Source organism: Terriglobus sp. TAA 43, from assembly GCF_000800015.1.
Taxonomy (GTDB): domain Bacteria; phylum Acidobacteriota; class Terriglobia; order Terriglobales; family Acidobacteriaceae; genus Terriglobus.
The window spans coordinates 83829-104574 of record NZ_JUGR01000003.1 but is presented as its reverse complement, the minus strand read 5'-3'; the positions used below and the strand labels follow the sequence as shown (position 1 = coordinate 104574).

Annotated in this window: 12 protein-coding genes and 1 pseudogene; 10 read left to right on the top strand and 3 right to left on the bottom strand. The window is 54.9% G+C overall.

The genetic code is table 11. The features are described from left to right. The first annotated feature begins 14 nt into the window (after positions 1-14). The 6 genes from M504_RS18215 to M504_RS18190 all read left to right on the top strand — a co-directional run bounded on the left by M504_RS18215 (position 15) and on the right by M504_RS18190 (position 7689). Positions 15-1160, top strand: coding sequence for a sugar MFS transporter (locus M504_RS18215; protein WP_047497038.1), 1146 nt, complete (start codon positions 15-17; stop codon positions 1158-1160). Positions 1161-1288: 128 nt separating this feature from the next. Beyond that, positions 1289-2632, top strand: a complete 1344-nt coding sequence (locus tag M504_RS18210) for an AGE family epimerase/isomerase (protein WP_084214528.1) — start codon at positions 1289-1291, stop codon at positions 2630-2632. 27 nt (positions 2633-2659) lie between these two features. Then, positions 2660-3628 carry a sugar phosphate isomerase/epimerase gene (locus M504_RS18205; RefSeq protein WP_047497034.1) on the top strand — a complete coding sequence of 323 codons (969 nt, stop codon included), beginning with the start codon at positions 2660-2662 and terminating at the stop codon, positions 3626-3628. 39 nt (positions 3629-3667) lie between these two features. Beyond that, positions 3668-5122, top strand: a complete 1455-nt coding sequence (locus M504_RS18200) for an aldehyde dehydrogenase family protein (protein ID WP_047497032.1) — start codon at positions 3668-3670, stop codon at positions 5120-5122. A gap of 54 nt (positions 5123-5176) precedes the next feature. Then, positions 5177-5977, top strand: a complete 801-nt coding sequence (locus tag M504_RS18195) for a c-type cytochrome (RefSeq protein WP_047497029.1) — start codon at positions 5177-5179, stop codon at positions 5975-5977. Between the two features lie 56 nt (positions 5978-6033). Continuing rightward, positions 6034-7689 (top strand): acido-empty-quinoprotein group A, encoded by a 1656-nt coding sequence (locus tag M504_RS18190; RefSeq protein ID WP_232296355.1) that lies wholly within the window; start codon positions 6034-6036, stop codon positions 7687-7689. Here M504_RS18190 and M504_RS18185 read toward each other — a convergent pair. Then, positions 7682-8617 carry a carbohydrate kinase family protein gene (locus M504_RS18185; RefSeq protein WP_047497026.1) on the bottom strand — a complete coding sequence of 312 codons (936 nt, stop codon included), beginning with the start codon at positions 8615-8617 and terminating at the stop codon, positions 7682-7684. The genes M504_RS18190 and M504_RS18185 overlap by 8 nt on opposite strands. A gap of 266 nt (positions 8618-8883) precedes the next feature. Between M504_RS18185 and M504_RS18180 the strand changes: the two genes are divergently transcribed. Then, the gene (locus M504_RS18180) at positions 8884-9576 is read left to right on the top strand and encodes a hypothetical protein (protein WP_047497024.1); all 693 of its coding nucleotides are present in this window, start codon (positions 8884-8886) and stop codon (positions 9574-9576) included. 228 nt (positions 9577-9804) lie between these two features. Here the strand turns inward: M504_RS18180 and M504_RS18175 are convergent, their stop codons facing one another. After that, positions 9805-11436 carry a glycosyltransferase family 39 protein gene (locus M504_RS18175; RefSeq protein WP_084214526.1) on the bottom strand — a complete coding sequence of 544 codons (1632 nt, stop codon included), beginning with the start codon at positions 11434-11436 and terminating at the stop codon, positions 9805-9807. A 74-nt stretch (positions 11437-11510) separates the two neighbouring features. Here M504_RS18175 and M504_RS18170 point away from each other — a divergent pair, with 74 nt between their 5' ends. The 3 genes and pseudogenes from M504_RS18170 to M504_RS21905 all read left to right on the top strand — a co-directional run. Next, positions 11511-14522, top strand: coding sequence for an RNA polymerase sigma factor (locus M504_RS18170; protein ID WP_047497020.1), 3012 nt, complete (start codon positions 11511-11513; stop codon positions 14520-14522). A 74-nt stretch (positions 14523-14596) separates the two neighbouring features. Beyond that, the gene (locus M504_RS18165; protein ID WP_052201029.1) at positions 14597-17701 is read left to right on the top strand and encodes a carboxypeptidase regulatory-like domain-containing protein; all 3105 of its coding nucleotides are present in this window, start codon (positions 14597-14599) and stop codon (positions 17699-17701) included. A 626-nt stretch (positions 17702-18327) separates the two neighbouring features. Next, positions 18328-18627: pseudogene (locus tag M504_RS21905) on the top strand (ArdC family protein); the annotation flags it as partial. 118 nt (positions 18628-18745) lie between these two features. Here M504_RS21905 and M504_RS18155 read toward each other — a convergent pair. Then, positions 18746-20722 carry an alpha-L-arabinofuranosidase C-terminal domain-containing protein gene (locus tag M504_RS18155; protein ID WP_047497018.1) on the bottom strand — a complete coding sequence of 659 codons (1977 nt, stop codon included), beginning with the start codon at positions 20720-20722 and terminating at the stop codon, positions 18746-18748. Positions 20723-20746 lie beyond the last annotated feature (24 nt).

Here is a 20746-nt window from a genome sequence, read left to right as displayed (position 1 = left end):
ACGGAGTTGCCATAGTGCTTATTCTTGTCGCGTGTGTTGTGATCTTTATCTATGGAATGATGGCATCCCTGCTGGGGACCATTGTTCCAAGTCTGGGAGCGACGCTCTCCCTGACCAACACGCAGATTGGTTATTTGGCCTTGGCCCAAGGCTTGGGTTTGGCTGGGACGTCGGTCGTGGCTGGCGCATTCATGGACAGCAAAGGGAAGATGGCTGGTGTCGTGGTCGGCCTTCTAGCCAGCCTGGTCGGTCTCACCATGCTGTCTCATCCCACCAGCCTACTTCTTAGTGTCATCGCCATGGTGATCCTCGGATGCGGTGGAAGTCTCGTCATCGTAGGATCAAATGCGATCGCGAGTGATGTCCCCGATGATCGGCGCGCTGCCACAATCACTTTTCTCAATGTGTTTGTGGGTCTGGGCGGCTTCGCGACTCCTTTTGTCGCTGGCAATCTTCTCGGCTCCGATGCCGTGAAGAGCGCCTATTGTGGAATCGGAATCGTCGCAATAGCACTTGTTCTCACTCTGTTGACCCCATTTCCCAAAAACAGGCCAGAGCTCAGACGGGGCAGAGCAGAGACTGTCAGTATTTTCCATTCTGGTGTCCTGTATGTGCTGGCCTCCATTACCTTTCTCTACACGGCGTGTGAGTTCGGCATCTGGAACTGGCTCCCAAAATTTCTGATTGCGACGGGACTTCCCAATGCAAAGGCCCTCAATATCCTCTCGTTAGGGTTCGCTTCGGGCCTTCTCATCGGACGCCTTCTTGCCACAAAGCTTCTAACGAAGGCCTCGACGTACTATGTCAACCTCGTCTGCTGCAGTCTCATGTGTCTTTCACTCTTTGCCGTTCTGAGATTTCCTGCTGCAGCAGGCGGCGCGCCTCTGGTCTTCTTCACGGGACTGGTTATGGCACCGATATTTCCAACGACCATTGCAATTGTGGGAAAGCTGTTTCAACAACGTTCGGCAACGGCGATCGGTTTCGCGATCACGTGTGGCTTCAGTGGTCTGGTCGTCAGTTCACCCCTGATCGGTTGGCTGGCAGGAACTGATCCTTCCGGACTCAAGCGAGGACTGATGTTGTTACCCGCTATGTCAGCCGCAGTGGTTGTCATTCTTGTGCTGTTTCGGAATCGATTGGTGAAAACAACAGAATAGGAAGAACCCGTAGTTTATGAAAATTCACCTGTAAACCTATAGTCATAGGACGACTGGTTAAGTTATGCTGCTGCTACTTGATCGTAGTAGCGGAAACCGTATGGAAAGCATTTCGTAGGGAGAGCGACATGATGAACAGAAGGCACTTTGGAAGGCTCGGGCTGGGAACCCTGGCTCTCTTGTCCGTGGAGGGGTGGGGAGAGCAGGGACAGAGTCGTGGTAACTCAGGAGCGGCAAGCAGCGCGGCCAAGAACATCGATCGTGCGTGGGTGAAAAAGGCCATGCTGCCGGACTTGCTGGATCACTGGCTCACTGCTTCTGTTATGCCCAACGGATTCATCCAGGAAAACCTCGATCGCGAATGGAAGCCATTTGGAACGCAACGCGAGGCAAGTCTGAATGGGCAGGGACGACAGCTCTACTGCATGGTTGCTGGGTATGAACACTCGAAAGACCGGCGATACCTCGATGCGGTGACGAAATGCGCGGATTTCCTGATCAAGATGCGTGACCCGCAATACGGTGGCTACTTCAACCGGACAACCCCGGATCTTAAAGTTATCGACGATACGAAGACCGGTTACACAAGCTTCACAATTTTTCCGCTTGCGCACGCGGCTCGAGTGACTGGCAAAAAAGAATATGCCGATGCTGCTCTGCAATCGTGGCACGAGGTCAGCACGAAGATGCGCGATGGCCAGTTTTTCTACAACAGTATGAAACGTGATTTCAGTGGCACCGCACCGATGACAATTGGAAATCCGTCTGGCGCGGTGCGTCCCGCAGGACAGGGACCAGCACCTGGCGCGATGATGCGTCGACATGGTCTGAACGTGCATATGTTCGAGGCATTGCTGGCACTCTACGAAACGACCAAGTCGAAGGAAGTATGGTCCGAAATTCAGACCGAGATGGCGGCATTCGAGAAAATGTATGACTACTCGCGAGGCTATCTTCCCGAGGGATACGACGATCACTGGAAAGCGCCTGACCCCAAAACGTATAACGTCGGTCATCTTTTTGAATGGGGTTCGCTCTTTAGTCGAGCAGTCGAACTCGGCGCGGACAAGAAGTTTATCGAGCTCGGATCACGGAGTGTCGATCTTGGCTTGAAGATGGGCTTCCATAAACCTACGGGTGGTACATGGATGATTGCGAATGCAGACGGTAGCGGACCTGCGCGCGACTACATGATCTGGTGGACGCAGTGCGAAACCATCAAAGCAACGGCTCGATATGCCACACTCCACGGCCGCAGCGACCTGTGGTCGATCCATCATCAGGCTCTTGATTTCGTGAAGAAGAACTTTCTCGATCACGAATACGGTGGATGGTTTGAAGGTGTCATCCCGGGAAAGCCACGCGAGGCTCTCGGCGATCGCGCTTATCTCAAAGGGGCCGTGGATGGTCCGGAGCTTGGTTCTTACCACCAGACCACCATGTTCACTGACCTTCTTCACCTTTCCGCTTAGCGCGTTCTTCTTACGAGGTCAGAATCGATGATCACCCGCCGGACATTTGCAACAACCGCCTTATCTGCGTTGGCATATGCGAAGTTTGCGCCCGCGTTTGCACAACAGGCAGTCAAGCCCATCGACTCAACGATTGATGGCGTGCTGATGGGAGTACAGTCTGCAAGTTTTACCTTCAGCGGAATGGGCTTGCCAGACATCATTACCACGATGCGTGCGGTGGGGCTTTCCACGATCGACACCATGTCGGAGCATGTCGAAAACTTCCTTGGTGGGCCCGTTGCCCTCCCGGGCACCGGCCGTCCGGGCCCGTGGGTTCCTCGTCCACCCAGACCCGCGGGAAGCCGTCCCAGTTTTCCTCCCCCAGACCCTGCCAAGCGCGAAGCGCTCCGTCGCTGGCGCCTTGAAGTCGGCTTGGACAAGTATGAACAGGTCGCGAAGATGTTCCGCAATGGCGGCCTCAACTTCTTCTCGTACAACCTGAGCTTTGATAACAGCTTCAGCGATGAAGAGATCGAAAAAGGATTTCTGATGACGAAGGCTCTGGGGACACGCATCATCACGGCGTCATCTCCTGTTGAGATCTTCCCGCGTCTGAAACCCTATGCGGAAAAACACGATGTGATTGTTGCCTTGCACAATCACACCATCGGCCCCAAGGAGTTCGCTGAGGCCATGGCTCTATCGGACAAGTTCTGGGTGAACCTCGACGTTGGGCACTTCTTCGCGAGTGGCCACGATCCGGTCGAATACCTTAAGCAGCATCATGAACGCATTACCAATATCCACATTAAAGATCGCTTGAGTCACGAGGGTGAGTCCGTTCCCTTCGGCGATGGGCAGACACCGCTGGTTGCGGTCTTCCAACTTCTGAAGAAAGAAAGATGGACCTTTCCAGCCTGCATTGAATACGTCGGCCCTGCGGGACCTGCGATTGAACTTGCAAGCTGTCTGCAGTACTGCAAAGACGCCATCAAGCACCCCTATCAAGCGTAACTCTGGCAACTGCCAGTAAGAGGAATGGAGACCCCCACCATGCAAATGCTCATCAATGGAAAGTTTGTGGATTCGTTGAACGGTGGCACGATGCAGATCTTGAATCCAGCAACGGGCAAACTGGTGGACACGGTGCCACAAGCAAATCAGGACGATGTGGAGATTGCGCTCGAAGTGGCTGTACGCGGCCGCGAGATCATGCGCAGGCTTCCTGCGCACCGTCGGAGTGACATTCTTCGGCGCGCTGCGGATAGGATCGCGGCGGAGCATGAGAGCTTGAGTCAATTGCTGTGCTCAGAGAATGGCAAGACCATTCGGCAATGTCGCGGCGAGATGACCGCGACACAGCGATTGTTCCTTGACTTCTCAGAAGAAGCGAAACGCATGCGCGGACAGACGATCCCGATGGATGCGGTTGAGGGACTGGAACATATGATCGCCTATACCATCCGGCAACCCATGGGGTTAGTCGTCGGTATTGTTCCGTTCAATTATCCTGCGGAGTTGTTTGCACACAAGGTGCCGGGCGCCCTCGCAGCAGGCAATTCTGTAATCGTTAAGTTGCCAGAACAGTGTCCGCTTACCGTGTTGCAGCTAGGACGAATTTTGCTTGAGTCGGGGCTTCCTCCCGAGGGCATTCAAATGCTCACCGGGCATCCACGCGATCTCGGAGACCGGCTCATTACCCATCCTGAGGTGGCAATGATTTCGTTTACAGGCGGTGTCGCGGCAGCAAAGGGGATCGCCAAGCTGGCTGCAAATTCCTTGAAGCGAACAGCCTTTGAACTTGGTGGCGTTGATGCAATGGTTGTTCTGGAAGACGCGAACATTGATGCTGCGGCTGCTGCCGTCATTCAAGGAAGATTGACCAATGGTGCAGGGCAGATCTGCTGCGCAGTGAAACGTGTTCTGGTCGATCAGAAGATCATGAAGCCGTTCGTGGACGCAGTGGTCGAAAAGGCGAAGGCCATCAAGATGGGGGACCCCTCGTCCGAGCAGACAGATCTTGGTCCGCTGATCACACCGCAAGCTGCCGAACGGGTGCATTTGGAAGTTCAAAAGTCGATTGAGCTCGGTGCGAAATGCCTTATTGGTGGACACCGCGTGGGTGACAACTTCTATGAGCCCACAGTTCTGGTTGAAGTCGATAGTGCGATGCCTTGCCTCCTTGATGAGGTCTTCGGTCCAGTTGCTCCCATCGTCCCATTTCAGAGCGTGGGTGAGGCGATTCGTGTAGTGAATGAGTCGCCCTATGGTTTACAGGCAAGCGTCTTTTCGGAAAACATTCACAACGCGCTTACGGTGGCGAACAGGCTCGAAGTGGGAGGCGTGGTCGTGAACGGACCAGGGTCTTTCCGTCCCGGCAACGTTCCTTTCGGCGGCTTTAAGCAGAGTGGCATCGGGCGCGAAAGCATTACCGATACCATCCGCGAGATGAGTCACGAAACTGCTGTGGTTCTGAATCAACAGCCAACCTTTACTGCGGAAGCATAGGGAGGCGCTGTGAACATTCTGGAATTTCATTGGCCAAGAGCTGTTGGAGCAAGCATGTCCTTCGCGGCGTGCAGTCTTCTACTTGCCTTGCCCGTGCAGGCGCAACAGGGACAGGCTGCGCCATTGTCTCGACCGAATCCTTATGCTCGCAAAGCCGTCGATTCCGGATTGGCGGAGCAAGGCAAGAATCTTTTCAGCGTTCGTTGTGCGTTCTGTCATGGTTCGGATGCACGGGGCGGAGAGAGCGGCCCCAATCTACTTCGATCGAGCGTTGTCTTGAACGATGAGGACGGAGAGAAGATCGGCGAAGTTGTCCTTCATGGCCGTCCTCAGCAGGGTATGCCTTCCTTTGATCTGACGGCACAGCAGATCAAGCAAATCGCCGGATTTCTGCACAGCATTCCAGTCAGCGGGAATCAGCGTCGCGAGGCAGCACTCATCATTCCGGTGGGAGATCGCATCGAGGGCGAGAAACAGTTTCAGTCCAAATGCTCATCGTGCCATTCGGTCACAGGGGACCTAAAGGGCATTGGAGCAAGAACGACAGACCCACGCACCTTGCAACAGACTTGGATGATGCCGGGTATGCGGGGCGGCGATCCCTCGGTCAAAACGCCACAGAAGACAGTAACCGTGACGAAGGCTGGAATGATTGTGAAGGGTGATTTGCTGCGTATCGATGACTTCATCGTTCGTCTGAAGACAGATAACGGAACCATCCGCAGTTTTACCCGTGCGACCGATGATCCGAAGGTTGTCGTGCATGATCCGTTGAAGGGGCATCTTGACCTGCTGTCTTCTTACACAGACAAGTCGATTCACGACCTCACCGCGTACCTGGTCACACTCCGATGAAGATGCTACGAGCGCTGCGCTTTTCCCTGGTTCTTTTCGCGGGAGTCTCTCCTCGCTTGCCCGCTCAATCACTCGCGCCAAGCGATCTATTGGGTCGCCTCAACGCAACCTGGCCAACCTATTCCGGTGATTACACGGGGCAGCGATACAGCCAGCTAAAACAGATCACGGCAGCGAATGTAAAGAACCTTTCGCTGGCGTGGACATCGCGCATTAACTCAGGGCTTCCCACTTCCGGTGGACGTGCAAGTTTCTTCGCGGGCCCTGCGCCCGCACCAACCATCATTGCCGGTGAAGGGAAGGGAGACTTGAACGAGAGCGGCGCGACTTCGCGTTCCAGCCGTATTGTCTGCTCTGCCATCGTCTGGAACGACACCATCTATCTCTCGACTCCTGATAATGCTTGGGCGATGGATGCACGCGATGGCAACATCTTGTGGCACTTTGTTTGGAAGACACGCGGAGGCACACATACCGGGAATCGCGGACTTGCACTCTACAAGGACACGCTCTTCCTCGAGACGCCGGATGATTACCTCGTTGCAATCAGCGCCAAGAATGGAACAGAAAAGTGGCATAAGGTGATTGCTCCCTTCAACGAACAGTACTTTTCTACGGGCGCCCCCATCCTTATCGGAGACCATCTCTTGGTCGGTACTGGAAACGATCTTGATGCGCCAGAGGCACTCACGTCCTTTGATCCCGAAACGGGAGACGTCCAATGGAAGTGGTACGCCACGCCACAGACCGAGGACGATCCAGCCTTGAAAACTTGGGCGAACTTGCGTGCTGCGAAATATGGCGGCGGTCCGATGTGGATTCCAGGTTCTTATGATCCTGAAACGCATCTCTACATTCTCGGCACTGGCAATCCCACACCTGCCTATACTTCACAGAGCCGCGGCGAAGGCGACAACCTATACACATGCTCTCTTGTCGCCATCAACGTGGATACGGGGAAGCTGGTCTGGCATTACCAGACGTCGCCTCATGACACGCATGATTGGGATTCGACACAGACACCGGTCCTTGTGGACGCTCCGTTTGGAGGAAGGCCGCGCAAGCTGGTTTTACAGGCTACACGCAATGGCTACTTCTATGTTCTGGATCGTTTGTCAGGCGAACATCTGCTCACGAGCAAGTTCTCACCCATAGCTAACTGGGCTACCGGTTTGGACACAAAGGGTAGGCCAATTCGTGATCCGAAGAAGGACTTCGATATTGCGGGCTCGCTTGTCTCGCCCGTGAACGCGGGGGCAACGAACTGGATGCCGCCATCCTTCAATCCGCAGACAGGGCTCTTTTACGTCACGACTGAGGATGCATATTCCATGTATTACCTGACAGAGACAGATCCCCGAGGTGCCATGGGATTGGGAGGAAAAGATGAACTCGGTGTCGGCCTCATTGGAAGTTACCTCACCGCGATGGATTACAAGACCGGAAAGATTGCGTGGCGGCACAAGTATCCGGAGGCTCCGAGTTGGGGTGGAACGAATGTCGGTCACGCCCTTCTGAATACAGCAGGTGGTTTGCTCTTTGCAGGTGATCCTCAAGGCAATCTTGTAGCCTATGATCCTGCCAACGGAAATCCGTTATGGCATGTCCATTTAGGAGATGTCTCCGGACCGGTCCAGACGTTCCTGCTGGATGGGAAACAGTATGTGATCGCGGCTGCGACCGACACTCTCTATGCGTTCCGTCTCAACTAGCTGGAATTCCATCGCGATTCTGCTGCAATGCGAACTGTTCTTGCAGCAGTTCGCGTTCCTGCTCCGACCACTCAGGTATCGCACCGATTTTTCTTGCAACGAGGCCACCCATGTAGTTGGCAACGCGTCCTGAATGTTCCATGCTCAAACCGTGATGCCAAGCATGAACAAAGCCCGCGCTGAATGCATCGCCCGCACCTAACGGATCCAACACCTGAATGTGAGCGCAGGGTATGGTCAGAACCTCCTTGGTTGTGACGAGGAGGCATCCAGCTGCACCGAGCGTCAAGCAGACACATTCCAGATCGAATATCCGCAACCACTGATGACAGAACCCTTCCGGACTCGCATCAAAGTTTCGGAAACCGCTGGCTTCCGCGAGTGTATGAGCTTCCGATTCATTGAGTTTCACGATGTTCGCGTGGCTTGATAAGCACTTTACCAACGGAAGGCTCCAATTGTCGGGCCTCAGATTGATGTCATAGAAAACACGGAGATGTGGCATGCTCCTGCGCAAATGGACTGTTCGAAGAGCAAATTCCGGTTGCAGGTGGAAGAGAGTTCCGATGTAAAGCCAGTCTGGTCTGTATTCACCGATTTCCTGCATCGCGAAAGTGTCGACCTTCACGAAATCGTAGGCAGCAGGACGGTTGATTCTCGAGGTCGGCTCACCGTTCGGGCTTAGCACAACGGAGGTACTCCCCGTGGCCGCTTCCGAACTGGTTTGCAGAAAACGTAGGTCCACTCCAAGATTCTTGATGTTCTGAACAGCTTCGTCGCCCGAGTCGTCCCTGCCGACTGCGCTTAAGATCGCGACTTCGTTTCCGAGGCGAGACATGTGTGCGGAGAAATTGAGGGGAGCGCCGCCGAGGGTTCTCTGAGTGCCGCAATGATCCCACAGGATCTCGCCAATGCTAAGTACGCGCATCTCCCCTCTTTCTGTCTCTAGCCCGGTCCGGGCCCTCTTGCGTGGGCAACCAATTAAAGCACGGTGCGCAATACCCCAGTCAATCTGGAAACCATGTCAGAGCGAGAGGCCGCTAACTGATTTGCTGACTCGTTCTGTACCGGAGGATGATGGACGTATGCGTATTTGGCGGGCAGGAGCGACAGCAGTGTGCATGGCTATTGCCATGAGCATAGAGGCACAGCAGCAAGTGCAGGGCGATCCCGAACCATATTCGCACCTATCGAATGGCGGCCTTAAACCACTCGCTGACGGCTTTCGTGGTACAGGGGCAGCCTTTCTCTGCGCAGCAGGTCGCCAAGACGGGCAAAACTCTCCAGGATGGAACAAACATCGAGCACTTCGGTCATCATGCGATCTATCGCGACTCCGAAGGACGTGTACGCGTCGAGCAGCCGTGCGGTTGCGCGCCGGACCACGAGCAAAAGGTAGAGATTTATGTGATGGATCCGGTCGCTGGCACGATGACGACGTGGCGACAGGGTGCAGGCGAACCCCAGGTGGCCAAGGTCACGAAATGGGAGGCGAAGACACCGGAGTCGGTTGAGGCACAGCGTTCTGCGGCAAAGCTGATGCGTCAATCGGTGGGCGACGGCACGAGACCGCAGCCGGTCAGCACCGTGTCTGAAGATCCGCTTCAGGTGCTAGACAACATTCCGCTACGGGTGGTGAAAGTGACAACGATAGTGCCCGCAGGGCGTAGTGGCAACGACCGTCCGATCACCAAGATACACACTGCGTGGATATCCGATGACCTCAAGCTGGTCATGATGGAGCAGTGGCAGGATCCACCCGCAGCGCTGCGAACAGTGGACCTGGCAGAGGTGGTTCGCAAGGAACCGAATGCGGCGCTGTTTCGAGTCCCGGTGGGTTACACGGTGAAGACGGTCGAGAGGTCTCACGAGGGCCCGTTGTACTAAAGGGACAAGATGGCGAAATCGTAGGTCATGCGCTTGCTGGTAGGTATTACGTCGGTTCCAATAAGTCGAGCTGTCGGACGCGTTTTCTGAAGCCCAATGAACTGAGTTTGTCGTTATCTCTTACGAGCTACTCCTTGCCGCTCTCAGTCCATCAATAAGCGCGGGAACACCGCGATCTTTCTAATCAGCCAGCGGGTATGTTTCGCTCGATCCGGTGGAACAAGAGCTTCATATCCCGGGTCGATAGCAAAGGATTTGATACGTACTCGGCTGTTGCTCACGACTCCACCACTTGATCGTGTGTGGTGGTCGGCCTTGGGCACATTGAAAGTAGTTTGCTTTCAGATAGCTTGCGAACTTAGGCCACTGCTTTACCTTCTGGAAGTTGTTCGGACCTGAAGGGAACAGATCGTCTGTGACCACAAGTAACTGTGGTGGCTTTCGCCGAAGTTCCTCGAAGAACGACTCCCGCGCTCTCAGAACAGCCTGATTCTCTGTCGCGTTGAATAGGAACTCGTCGTAGATAAATCGATCGCGTTGCAAGGCTCTCAAGTCGTAGAGAACGGAGAAGCATCCGCCGATTGTGTCGATGCATTGCACATGGCCCGATACACTTCCACCGCTCAAACGCAGCAGATCACTCTGCAGCATCTCGGAGAATTCGTTGTTATGCCAGTCGTACCGACTTGCTTTGATGGTGCAGAGCGGTGCCAGGATAAGTGCGCCGAACGCAATCCCCACCCAACCAATAGGCCGCGCCCAGCCGCTCTCCTGTGTGCTGCGATAGCAATCGATGCTCATGATCATCAGGAGCATGGCGAGAAACGGATAGCGGTGATAAGAGAATCCCTTTCCTTGTGCAATGTATGAGACAAGTCCAAACGTCAGGCCAATCAGCATGGCTTTTCCCTCAAACGTGCCCCATCGCCTCCATTGCGTGCGGAGGCAGGGAATCCACAACAGGACGAGTGGCAGGAGAGGTGAGAAAGAATGCAAGAGTAGAAAGCCTAAGGGCTTCCGCGCTAACCCCGTGTGGAATGGCAGCAGGCCCGTCATGACGGAGATGAAGTCCGTGGATGCATGCATCGCCGAGAGGAAGGTAGCCGTAGCCGCAAGCGGTAGCAGTAGACCGACGATACCGTAGTAGGCGAATGAGGAGACTGTCTGCTGTCTCTTTGTCTTCTCGGCCACCATCACGAGAAGCAAGGCGACGCCAAAGAAGATGAAGATGGGCTTGATCGTCGTAGCAAGGCTTGCACTTATGCCAAAGGCGAGCATCCACCGCGGTGACTCCTTTCTGGTTGCCTGAAAGAACGTTGCGTACGCGAGCAATACAAGGACTGCCACAACAAGATCGCGCTGGCCGAGTTCGAAGATGCCGTCTTGACCGTGAATGAGTGTCAGCAACGCCGCGGCTGATAACCCCGAAAACCACCCATAGGGTCGTGCTATCGACATCATTGCAACTGCGGCGACCGCCGTCAGGCCGAGGTCGAAGATGCGCCATACCAGGGAGCTGCTACCAAGCAGATGAAGGACGGCATAATCCACCAAATATGAGCCGGGCAGGTTCATGTCGTCGATTTGGCGATACGGTACGCGCCCGTGGTCCATCAGGAAGCTGATGTAGCGCATAAGCGCTGCATCGCCCGATAGCGGCCAATGCAGCGTGTTGGCCGCAAAGATGGTCACGCAGGCAACAAGAAGACAACTCCCACTTAACAGGGCCGGGTGTGTACGCGCAATGTCGGCTTTGCTGGCGTGTCGGTGTTGGTGGAAGTGAACGTAAGTAGATAGGCGGGCAGGAGCGTTGTGCGGATCAGGCAGAGGCTGCAGCATGTTGTAGCGATAGAGCCGCATGCGTTACCGAAACTACCTTGGAACGGCACGAATGACGCAATTCGTCGCGATGCTTGCCCAGTGAGAAAATAATTATGGGGTTGAAGGGTAGATTCGAAACCGGCAATCCCTCATTACGCTTGATGGTCCCAAAGAAAACAACATGGAGCGCGTTCGGTTCTCTCCGAAAGCCGGACGAGTTCCTCGAACGCCATTACGATCGACTGCTTCGCTGGGGCGTTCTGCTGACTCGAGGCGATGCAGGTTTGGCTCGGGAAGTCGTCCACGACTTGTGCGTCTACCTCATGTTGACGAACGTAGACTTCGACACTGTTGCCAATCTTGAGGGCTACCTCTACACCTCACTCCGCCACGTGTATCTGTCTCGCCTGGATCAGGCCTCTCGCGAGACGCTGCGGTTCGTGAGTGTCGCCGATTTCGACTCAGTACAGTTCGCGCTCCTAGGAAATGATCGGAATGGATCGCTGGCCATCCAGAACGAACTTCGCGCGATTTGTTCCTACGCTGTCTGGCGAAAGGACGCATCGAAGAGTTTCAGCTATTTCATCCTCCACTTCTTTCTTGGATATTTCCCCCGCGAGATCGGGGAACTTGCGATCCTTCCCGTCGCCGCCATCTACAACAAGCTGAAGAGTGCTCGGACCGAGCTAGGAGCGCATCTTTCTGCCATCGACAAAGTCCATTCCATCGATCAAAGCAGTAAGCCGATACCGCCTGAGTCTGTTGTCTCAGTGGCCGTGATGGAGTTCTTCGCCGAGCTTCGCGCAATGATTGCTGAAGCGAGAAAAGGAGAGTGCCTACCGGAAGCCGCGTTATTAGATCTTTATTCGCAGGATCCGTCTTCACCGATTCCTTGCGATCTTCTTTCACACATGGTCAGTTGCGAACGATGCTTGAATGTCATCGATCGTCACTTCCAACGCCCCACTCTGATCGACAGGGATACGCTTGATGGCTTTGACCGCGGACTCAACATGCAGGGACCCGCGCCCCGCATAGACGACAATACCTTCGAAATCATGCGCCGACACAAAGAGCGCATCTTCCACCATCGGCCTCAAGCGTTGTTCATCGCCGTGAATGGCCGCGTCCTAGCGTTCCACGATGTACATGGGACGGAAAGCACACTCGCTGCGCGACTGGACTACTCCGAGCGGCCTGACTTTGTGGAGGTCTTTAGCGAGCAGCAGGTTCGACTCGCGCTGATTTCCATTGGGGACGCTCCACCCAGCGGACCGTCAACCCTGTCGCAAAGCATCTCTCTCAGTGAACGTCGAAGGTTGAATCTTAAAATCACATTCGACGGACTTGGTATTCACGGCGAAGCTATCTACTTCGATCCTGATGCGTTTCCCGTCCATCTAGAGTTGAGCGAAGGCGCCAATGCTCCGGCCATAACGCCCACACAGAACTTGGGGCGACGTCTGTCGGTCAAGGAACTCCTCTCAACCCTGTTCCCATCGCCTGTCGGCGCATGGATTCTTGCAACTGTTCTCGTACTCGCGACGGGAGCCTACCTCATCCATCACGTCGGCGTTGCTCGTGTCGACGGGAATGCAGTGCTTGATCAAGCGGTTCAGGCGGAAGCAATGGCGATGGTGGAGGCTACGAAGCATCAGACCCTGGTGCTGGAAGAAACAAGCTCCAACGGTCAACAACTCAAGGGTGTTGTTGAAGTGTGGCAACAGAATGGTCGCTCCATGCGACGTCTCTATGACACCCATCATCATCTTCTTGCGTCGGCGTGGAACAGTCGAGACGGACACGCGGATGAATCGACCGCTCCAGAAGGTGCAATCGTTGACCACGCGGCACGCCAGCTTCTTGAGAATGATTTATGGAAGCGTGACGTATCGCCGCAAAGCTTCCGCAGCCTGGTGGGTAAAACCGTACAGGCTGCAACCGATGCGGACGGGTATACGCTCAGCGCCTCCTTTGGACCGCAGCTGGAAGGGCATGTCGACTCGGGTGTCCTTGTGCTCGATAAGCATTTCAAGGTTGTTCGAGAAGAGTTGCATCTGGGCAGTACGTCGCCGATCCGGAGCGCTAAATTCGTCTTATTGACGCAAGAGTTTGAGCCGTCGTCGCAAGTTCTGGATAATGTGTTCTCTGAGCAAAAGAGTCAAGGTGGATCAACCGATGTGCCAGGCCGAACTGCTTCAGAGCGCCAAAGTTCGACAACGTCCGAGACGAAGTTGGTTCAGTTGCAGGTCGAGACGCTGTACGCGATGACAAAGATGCAAGCCGACATTGGAGAGCCGTTGCAGATATTGAGAACGCCAGATGGGCGACTGTTGGTATCGGGAGTTCTATCGAGCGAATCGCGAAGAGCAGAAATCGTGTCAAGGCTGAAGACACTGCCAGAGCAACAACTCCTGATTGTGAATCTGAACACCCAAGGCCAGTACGATGCCAATGCGTCTTCACTCCCGAGGAGCAAGGCGCTTCCCGTTAGCGTCTATAGTGTAACGGGCGCTGAGCCCCCTGCAGATGCCCTCATCAAGAGGTACTTCTCGACCTCCGGCAGATCGAATGACGATCAGAAGATGGCTGCATCCCAGTTTTCGCGCGACGTGCTCGAGAATGCTCAGCGTGCCTTGCAACATGCGTATGCCTTGGATCGGTTGAAAACAGACTTCACCATGACCGAGCTTCGACTCGCTGGGCCCATCTATCAGCAGCAGTGGGCAGAGATGGCTGCAACACATGCTGTCGAACTACAAGATCAATTGAGTGCGTTAGAGACTCAACTCGCTACCATCGCTCCATACAACAAAGGGCCCGAGCTGTTAATCGACGCAGGCACAGCCCCCATCGACAATCCGATGATGTTCGCACATACCGTTTCCCAGCTGCTGCGTAAGACCCAAGAGCTAAATCGGACAATCGGGCTTGCATTTACGTCCAACGCCGCTCAAACCTCCGGTCAGAATGCCGTGGACTTGTTGGCACACGCAAGAGCATCCGTGCCCATGGAAGAAGTGACAAGAGCCGCGGACTTTGCACAGCAGCTTTCCATGTCTCAAGCGCCTCATGCAGGAAAGAACAATCGGGGCAGCTCTCTGCCTTCTCCTGGTAATCCGTGATGTGGTTTAGGGGGAGAAGTTATAGAGCCTGCCTGATCTGTCCTTTCTGGCTCGCAAGCATCAACGTGCTGTCGATGCGTCTCATTGCGCAGGTCAGTACTGCGAGTGTGATGGGAACAGTTGTTGACGTGACGACGGCTCGCATCGCCGATGCGGACGTGAAGCTAGTCAATCTTCTGACGGGTACGGAGAATGACTCGAAGACGAACCGCAGTGGAGCGTTCCTGATGCCCGGTATTATTCCGGGCGACTACACGTTGGAGATCGACCGCGAAGGCTTTGCTGCGGTGCAGGTCACCGGCATCACGCTCCACGTAGGAGATACGAAGAATCTGCTCATACGCATGCGGGTTGGCTCTGTCTCCCAAACCGTGAATGTCGAGCAAACAGGCACATCGCTTGATAGCGGTGACATCTCGGTAGGCACGGTGGTCGACAAGGAGTTCGTGGGGAATCTGCCCTTAAACGGTCGAAGCTTTCAGGACTTGATTGACATGACTCCCGGCACTCTTACGCAGAGTCCGCAAGTGACGGGACAGACGTTTGGAGGACGTGGAACCTTCAGTGTGAACGGCCAGCAGGTGGATGCGAACGGGTATACGGTCGACGGTGTCTCTGCAAATGTTGGCACGGGCACACTCGCTGGCCATCAGAAATTTGCGAGTGACGGCAGCGTTGCTGGACTCACAGCGTTAGGCACGACGCAAAGCCTCGTCGCGGTCGATGCTCTGCAAGAGTTTCGGGTGTTGACGTCTACGTATTCGAGTGAGTACGGACGGTCGCAAGCGGGCCAGCTTGTTCTGCTCACGCGGTCCGGCACCAGCACCCCTCACGGCACCCTCTTCAACTACGTGCGAACAGACGCGCTCGACGCGAACGACTGGTACACGCGCTTCAATCATGCGGACAGACGTACAACCTATCACCAGGATGATTTCGGGGGGACTCTGGGCATGCCCGTGTCTGTCCCCGGTATGCATCGAGGAACAAGCAAGGGATTCCTGTTTCTTTCATATGAAGGCCTTAACGTTCAACAACCATCGGCACCACAAGTACAGTTCGAACCTCGCCTGAGATTGCAGGGAGAGGCCGCGGGAGATCTTCAGCCGGTGCTTAACCTCTTTCCGCAAGGCGATTACGGTACTGAGTATCCATCCACAGACTCGACTGGATTGGCGCCGTACGCAGGCGGTGCAACCTCGTATCCTGGCATCGTCAACGCGACGAGCGTCCGCTTTGATCAAGCGTCGTCCTTTCGTTTTAACGGGTTCTTTCGCTATGGCGAAACGCCGAGCAGCAGTGAAGCCGGTAGCCTCTCGTCACTGACTCGCGTGCATGTCGACACGCGCACCTTAACTGCAGGGTTCGATGCACAACTCGGAGCGCGAGCCAGCAATGATCTGCGGGTAGGCTATGCTGCAAGCCACGCTTCGTTGGCGACATCACTCGACAACTTCTCCTACTCCACGTCGTTCCACTACGGCAATAGCCTCAACACTCTTATGGGGCTGCCATCATCGACAGACGGCTCAAGTGCCGACGTCTTCATTCAGATACCGGGTGCGGGGCCATCGGAGATTCTGACCGACCACGCTTCAGGCAGACTCGAGCAATGGAACCTGCGAGACACGATCAGTGCCCAGGTTGGCGGGCACCTCCTACGCTTTGGCTTCGATCAACGACGCGTCGTCTCCACTATCCGGCCTCCTGCGCTCAGTGTTGAAGCGGACTTCTTCAGCACGAATGCCCTAACGCGGAATCTGTCGTCTGCCATGTCTATCACAAGGAACGGGACAGCCAAGCCCGTCTTCGAGCAGTTCGCCGCGTTCGTTCAGGACGAGTGGCGGATCGCGAAAACGTTCACCGTCTCGTCAGGCCTTCGATGGGAGATAGCACCGCCTCCGCGTGGTAGCGACGGCAACGATGCCTACACATTGCTCGGGGACGTGAATGCTCCGTCAACGCTTAGCCTGGCCAGCAGAGGCACGCCCCTTTGGCGCACGGGGAAATTCAACGTCGCTCCGCATGCGGGCGCTGTCTGGTCACCCATAGTAACGCCCGGAAAGGAATTGCTGTTACGGGGAGGAATGGGAGTCTACTTCGCAACGCCGAATCAGGCTGCGGTGGAATCGTTCTCAGCGATGGGCTTTTCCGAGACAAGACATCTATCGAATGTGCCGGTTCCCATTACTCCAGCGCAGCTAGATTTTTCAACGCCTTCATACGGGACCGCAGCGGTCTTCGCATTTCCTCATCACCTCCAGCTACCGTATGCACTCCAATGGAACGTCGCGCTTGAGAAGTCGCTAGGAAGAAGTCAAACAATCGATGTGTCATGGGTTGGAACCGACGGTCGCAGGCTACTCCAAAAGCAACTTAGAAATGTTCAGGGACAGAACCCGTTGTTGGGTGAGATCTATTTCTTCCCGGGTCAGGTCACGTCCAGCTATCAGGCTTTGCAGATCAAGTTCCAACGAAGCCTCAGCAAGGGGCTGCAGGTCCTTGCAAGCTACGGATGGTCGCACACTCTGGATTACGGCTCGACCGCCCCGGCCTTTCCCTTGAGTCGAGGGAACTCTGACCTCGACGTCCGTCACAATCTCCAGGCAGCGATCACATGGGATCCACACTTCCATCCGAACGCACGACCAGGGAGCACTTTGTTCTCGGGATGGGCCATTGACGGAAGACTCAGTCTTCGCAGCGCTTTTCCAATCACACCTCTAGGAAACATCTTCTCTGACTCAGCCACTGGCAATCGTTATTACAGTGGAGTCGACCTACTACCCAGACGCTCGCTCTACCTCTACGGCGGACAGTATCCCGGCGGCAGAATCATCAATGGCGGGCCCAATGTAACCTCGCCCGCCTTTGCACTACCGAGCGGAACCGCCGCAGGCAATGCTCCGCGCAATCAGTTGCGAGGCTTCGGCGCTTCTCAGGTGAGCTTGTCGGTACGTCGAGACTTCTCGTTGCGGACAAAGCTCAAACTTCAATTCAGGGTAGACGGATTCAACGTCTTCAATCATCCGCAATTCGGATATATCGACCCAACCCTTATGGATGCACTGTTTGGTCAGGCGACCTTGATGTTGAATCAGAGTTTTGGCTCCACGGGATCACTGTATGAATCGGGAGGTCCGCGATCATTACAGATCGCACTTCGGCTGCACTTTTAAAGCAAGTAACAGATTTCAACTCCAACGACGTAGTCAGACGTATCTCTCGAAAAGTCCCTTCACCTAGACTGCGCTGATAGGGAACGAGGAACGCCGTCCACGGAAGTGACGCTGTTGGATTGATGCGAAATCGCCAACTCACTCATTTAGCCGTGATCGGCAAGCGGAATCGGATTCCGCCAGTGAAGTTCTTTGGCTGGATCAGCAATCCGTCTGCTTTCATGATCTCGCTGCGCTCCCTCTGAAAAGAGAAATATCCCCTCTGGACACCCCTAAAGAGAAAAGAAAAGTCTAGACAAGCGAGAGAGAATCTCTGCGGGCCGTTCCCTCCCGCAACGCCCACCCTAAGAGTTGTTGTGCGTTGGCACGCACGGATGCGGTAACCAAACCTTGCTGAGGGCTCCGCCCTGGCGCGGCGCAAGGGTATCCCCAGTCTTCCGCGCCTTCGGCTTGTGCAGACCTTCGCTGCGCTTCGTCCTTTCCGCTCCAAGGATGGGAGAGCCCCCTCCCCTTGCACCTTGCCGCCCCGCCGTTCGCCACGTGGGCGTTCGGCATATGCATGCCGCGTTTCTACGCGGAAGTGCAAAAGCCAAATGCAAGGAGCAGAGCACCTTGAGCAGAACACCATGAGCCGCAACACCGAGAACCTCGCCACCATCGACAGCAAGAAGCCCCTCACCAAACAGGAATTGATCGCCGCCAACATCAAACTTCTGATTGAGCAGTTAAAAGCAGGACACTCCGGTGCCTTGACCCACTAACTCACCGCCATGGGACGGTTTCACGCCTATTCCTTCGGAAACGTCCTGGAGATTGCGCGGCAGATGCCCACGGCGACACGCGTCGCCGGCGTCTGGACATGGAAGAACCTTGGCCGCTCGGTGAGGTCTGCACAGAAGGGAATTCGTATCCTTGGCCCCATCGTGGCGTACGAGCTTGAAAGTGGACCACGAGGAATGGTTGTCAACATTTCGGCAGCGGTTCTGATAAACCCTCGACGAAAATATCCAGCCCCACCACTCGCTCTGCATATTGCATAAGGAGTTAAGTGAGCGAATGGATTTCGAGAAGCGCCACGCTGTAGGGAGGCAGCGGAAGCGAAAGGTCTCTCGTGTATTCCGGCTTGGTAGTTACTGGATTGAAAGCATCAGGATGGTCGATGGATGCTGTGGTCATCATCTCCTTGCTGATGCGATGAAGCGTAACCGTCGCAGATGTGGGGGCATTCTTCCCTTTCAATCGCACCAGGACCGTGTTCGCGCGTCCTTCATAGTTAACAGCCTTCACAATGATCCGCTTCCAATTCGTGCTGGCAGTCACTAGGGCGTCGACGGAGCCGGGATTCCAGCCTTTTGGAATGGCTGTAGAGATTTTGTCAATCAACGATGCGTTGTCATTGATGGACTGAAAGCTTCCTTTTGCGGTAGCGACAAGGCGCTCAGCAAAATGCTCTTGAAACAACTTCGAGATGGGATAGCCTCCCCCCGGAAACCAGGTGACATGATCGTGATAGATCGCGGCTGTCCAAGTTGGGTCGTCAGTGGTATTACGCATGAGCAGGGCGGGGCACGTCATCGTGAGTTCCGGTCCAAGCTCCTCATACATCATGAGGCTGCCGGCAGCATGCAGGCCTGCCCGCCAGTCGTAGGTATGTTGCAGGCTCCATTCCAACACGCCTATCTCAAGGTGCGGGTGCTTCGAGGTGCGAATGTAATCTCTCAGCTTTTCCAGATAGTTGCGGATGCGACCGATAGCAGTCTCAAAGTTCGCCGGCTCGTATTCGTAGTTGTGGCAACCTAACAAGTCAAAGTTTGCACCTGCGAGATCGATGACCGTTTCGCTCCAGTCCATATCATTCGAACGTTTTTGACCGCAGGCGATGATCTTCGCGTTTGGCGCGACCTCTCGCAATCGCGGACCAAATATATTGACGATCGCTGCGTAGGATTCTGCGGTAAAGCCGTTGTTCATCGGCTCGTTGTCGATCTGTAAAAGCCTTACGTTGTGAGGTTCAACATGACCATTGGCTGCACGAACCTTCCCCCACTCGGTTGTCGGCGGATCATTCATATAATGCACCCACTCCAACGCGTACTGAACTTCTGCTTCCGAAGTGTTCTGCGCTTTCAGCGTGATGAGTGGTTCTGCTCCGACTGTCTTGCATAGCTTGAGAAACTCATCCGTGCCAAAGCCGTAATAGTCGGAATATCCGCCCCAAAAAACATTCGGGTGATATCCCCTCGCTTCGTATGGGCCAATGCCTTCTTTCCATCTGTAGGTCGATGCGAACGATCCCCCGGGCCACCGGATGAAGGCCGGCTTCAAATCTTGTAATGCCTTGAGCAGATCCGGACGAAACATTCCGTTTCGCCGCACGTCTGCGCGTGCAAGTGAGACGAAGTCGAGCAGCAGGGAACCGCGGCCTGTTGCGGTAAGTTCGATCGAGGCCTGTGTGTCATGGACCGTGCTTGTGAAGTGAAACGGCACACGATGCCATTCCCCCTGTTTCAAGTTCAACAGTACTGTCGCGATTGGCTTGTTCTCTGAGCTAAAGACATGCAACGACAGATGCGGACTCCCTTCTTCCTGTTTCACCCAAAGGAATCCATCGTAGTCTATGCCTCTCTCCAAGAAGATCCGTTTCTGAGAAATGGAGACGCGTCCGTTTTGAAGATGCATGCGAACTGCTTTCGTGCTGTTCTGAAAGCTTGAGTCGACAAGCTCCACCTGACCGCCATCTGAGGTCGGCGTCCAGAACGCTTCGAAATCCTTTCCTTCAAAACCGGCTCCGCGGATTTGCTCTGCAAACAAGCCATCTTCCACCGAGTGATTGATGTGTTCGAGAAATTGTCCATAGATACCGCGATTGATTGCTCTGGTGGTTCTGTCAGTGTCCACTAACAGGACAGTAATGGGATCGGTGGATGCTTCGTGGGTTTGTAGGAGTTGCGCGCCGATCGAGGAGAAAGGCATGGTCGCTGTGAGTGCGACCGTGCTGCGGAGAAAGTGTCTTCTGTCCATTGAATGAGTTCCAAATTCTAGAGG

Bases quoted from the DNA above. Each gene is read 5' to 3' on its own strand.
- M504_RS18210 (WP_084214528.1), top strand. From the start codon at position 1,289: ATGATGAACAGAAGGCACTTTGGAAGGCTCGGGCTGGGAACCCTGGCT.
- M504_RS18205 (WP_047497034.1), top strand. From the start codon at position 2,660: ATGATCACCCGCCGGACATTTGCAACAACCGCCTTATCTGCGTTGGCA.
- M504_RS18200 (WP_047497032.1), top strand. From the start codon at position 3,668: ATGCAAATGCTCATCAATGGAAAGTTTGTGGATTCGTTGAACGGTGGC.
- M504_RS18195 (WP_047497029.1), top strand. From the start codon at position 5,177: ATGTCCTTCGCGGCGTGCAGTCTTCTACTTGCCTTGCCCGTGCAGGCG.
- M504_RS18185 (WP_047497026.1), bottom strand. From the start codon at position 8,617: ATGCGCGTACTTAGCATTGGCGAGATCCTGTGGGATCATTGCGGCACT.
- M504_RS18180 (WP_047497024.1), top strand. From the start codon at position 8,884: ATGGCGGCCTTAAACCACTCGCTGACGGCTTTCGTGGTACAGGGGCAG.
- M504_RS18175 (WP_084214526.1), bottom strand. From the start codon at position 11,436: ATGCGGCTCTATCGCTACAACATGCTGCAGCCTCTGCCTGATCCGCAC.
- M504_RS18170 (WP_047497020.1), top strand. From the start codon at position 11,511: ATGGGGTTGAAGGGTAGATTCGAAACCGGCAATCCCTCATTACGCTTG.
- M504_RS18165 (WP_052201029.1), top strand. From the start codon at position 14,597: ATGCGTCTCATTGCGCAGGTCAGTACTGCGAGTGTGATGGGAACAGTT.
- M504_RS18155 (WP_047497018.1), bottom strand. From the start codon at position 20,722: ATGGACAGAAGACACTTTCTCCGCAGCACGGTCGCACTCACAGCGACC.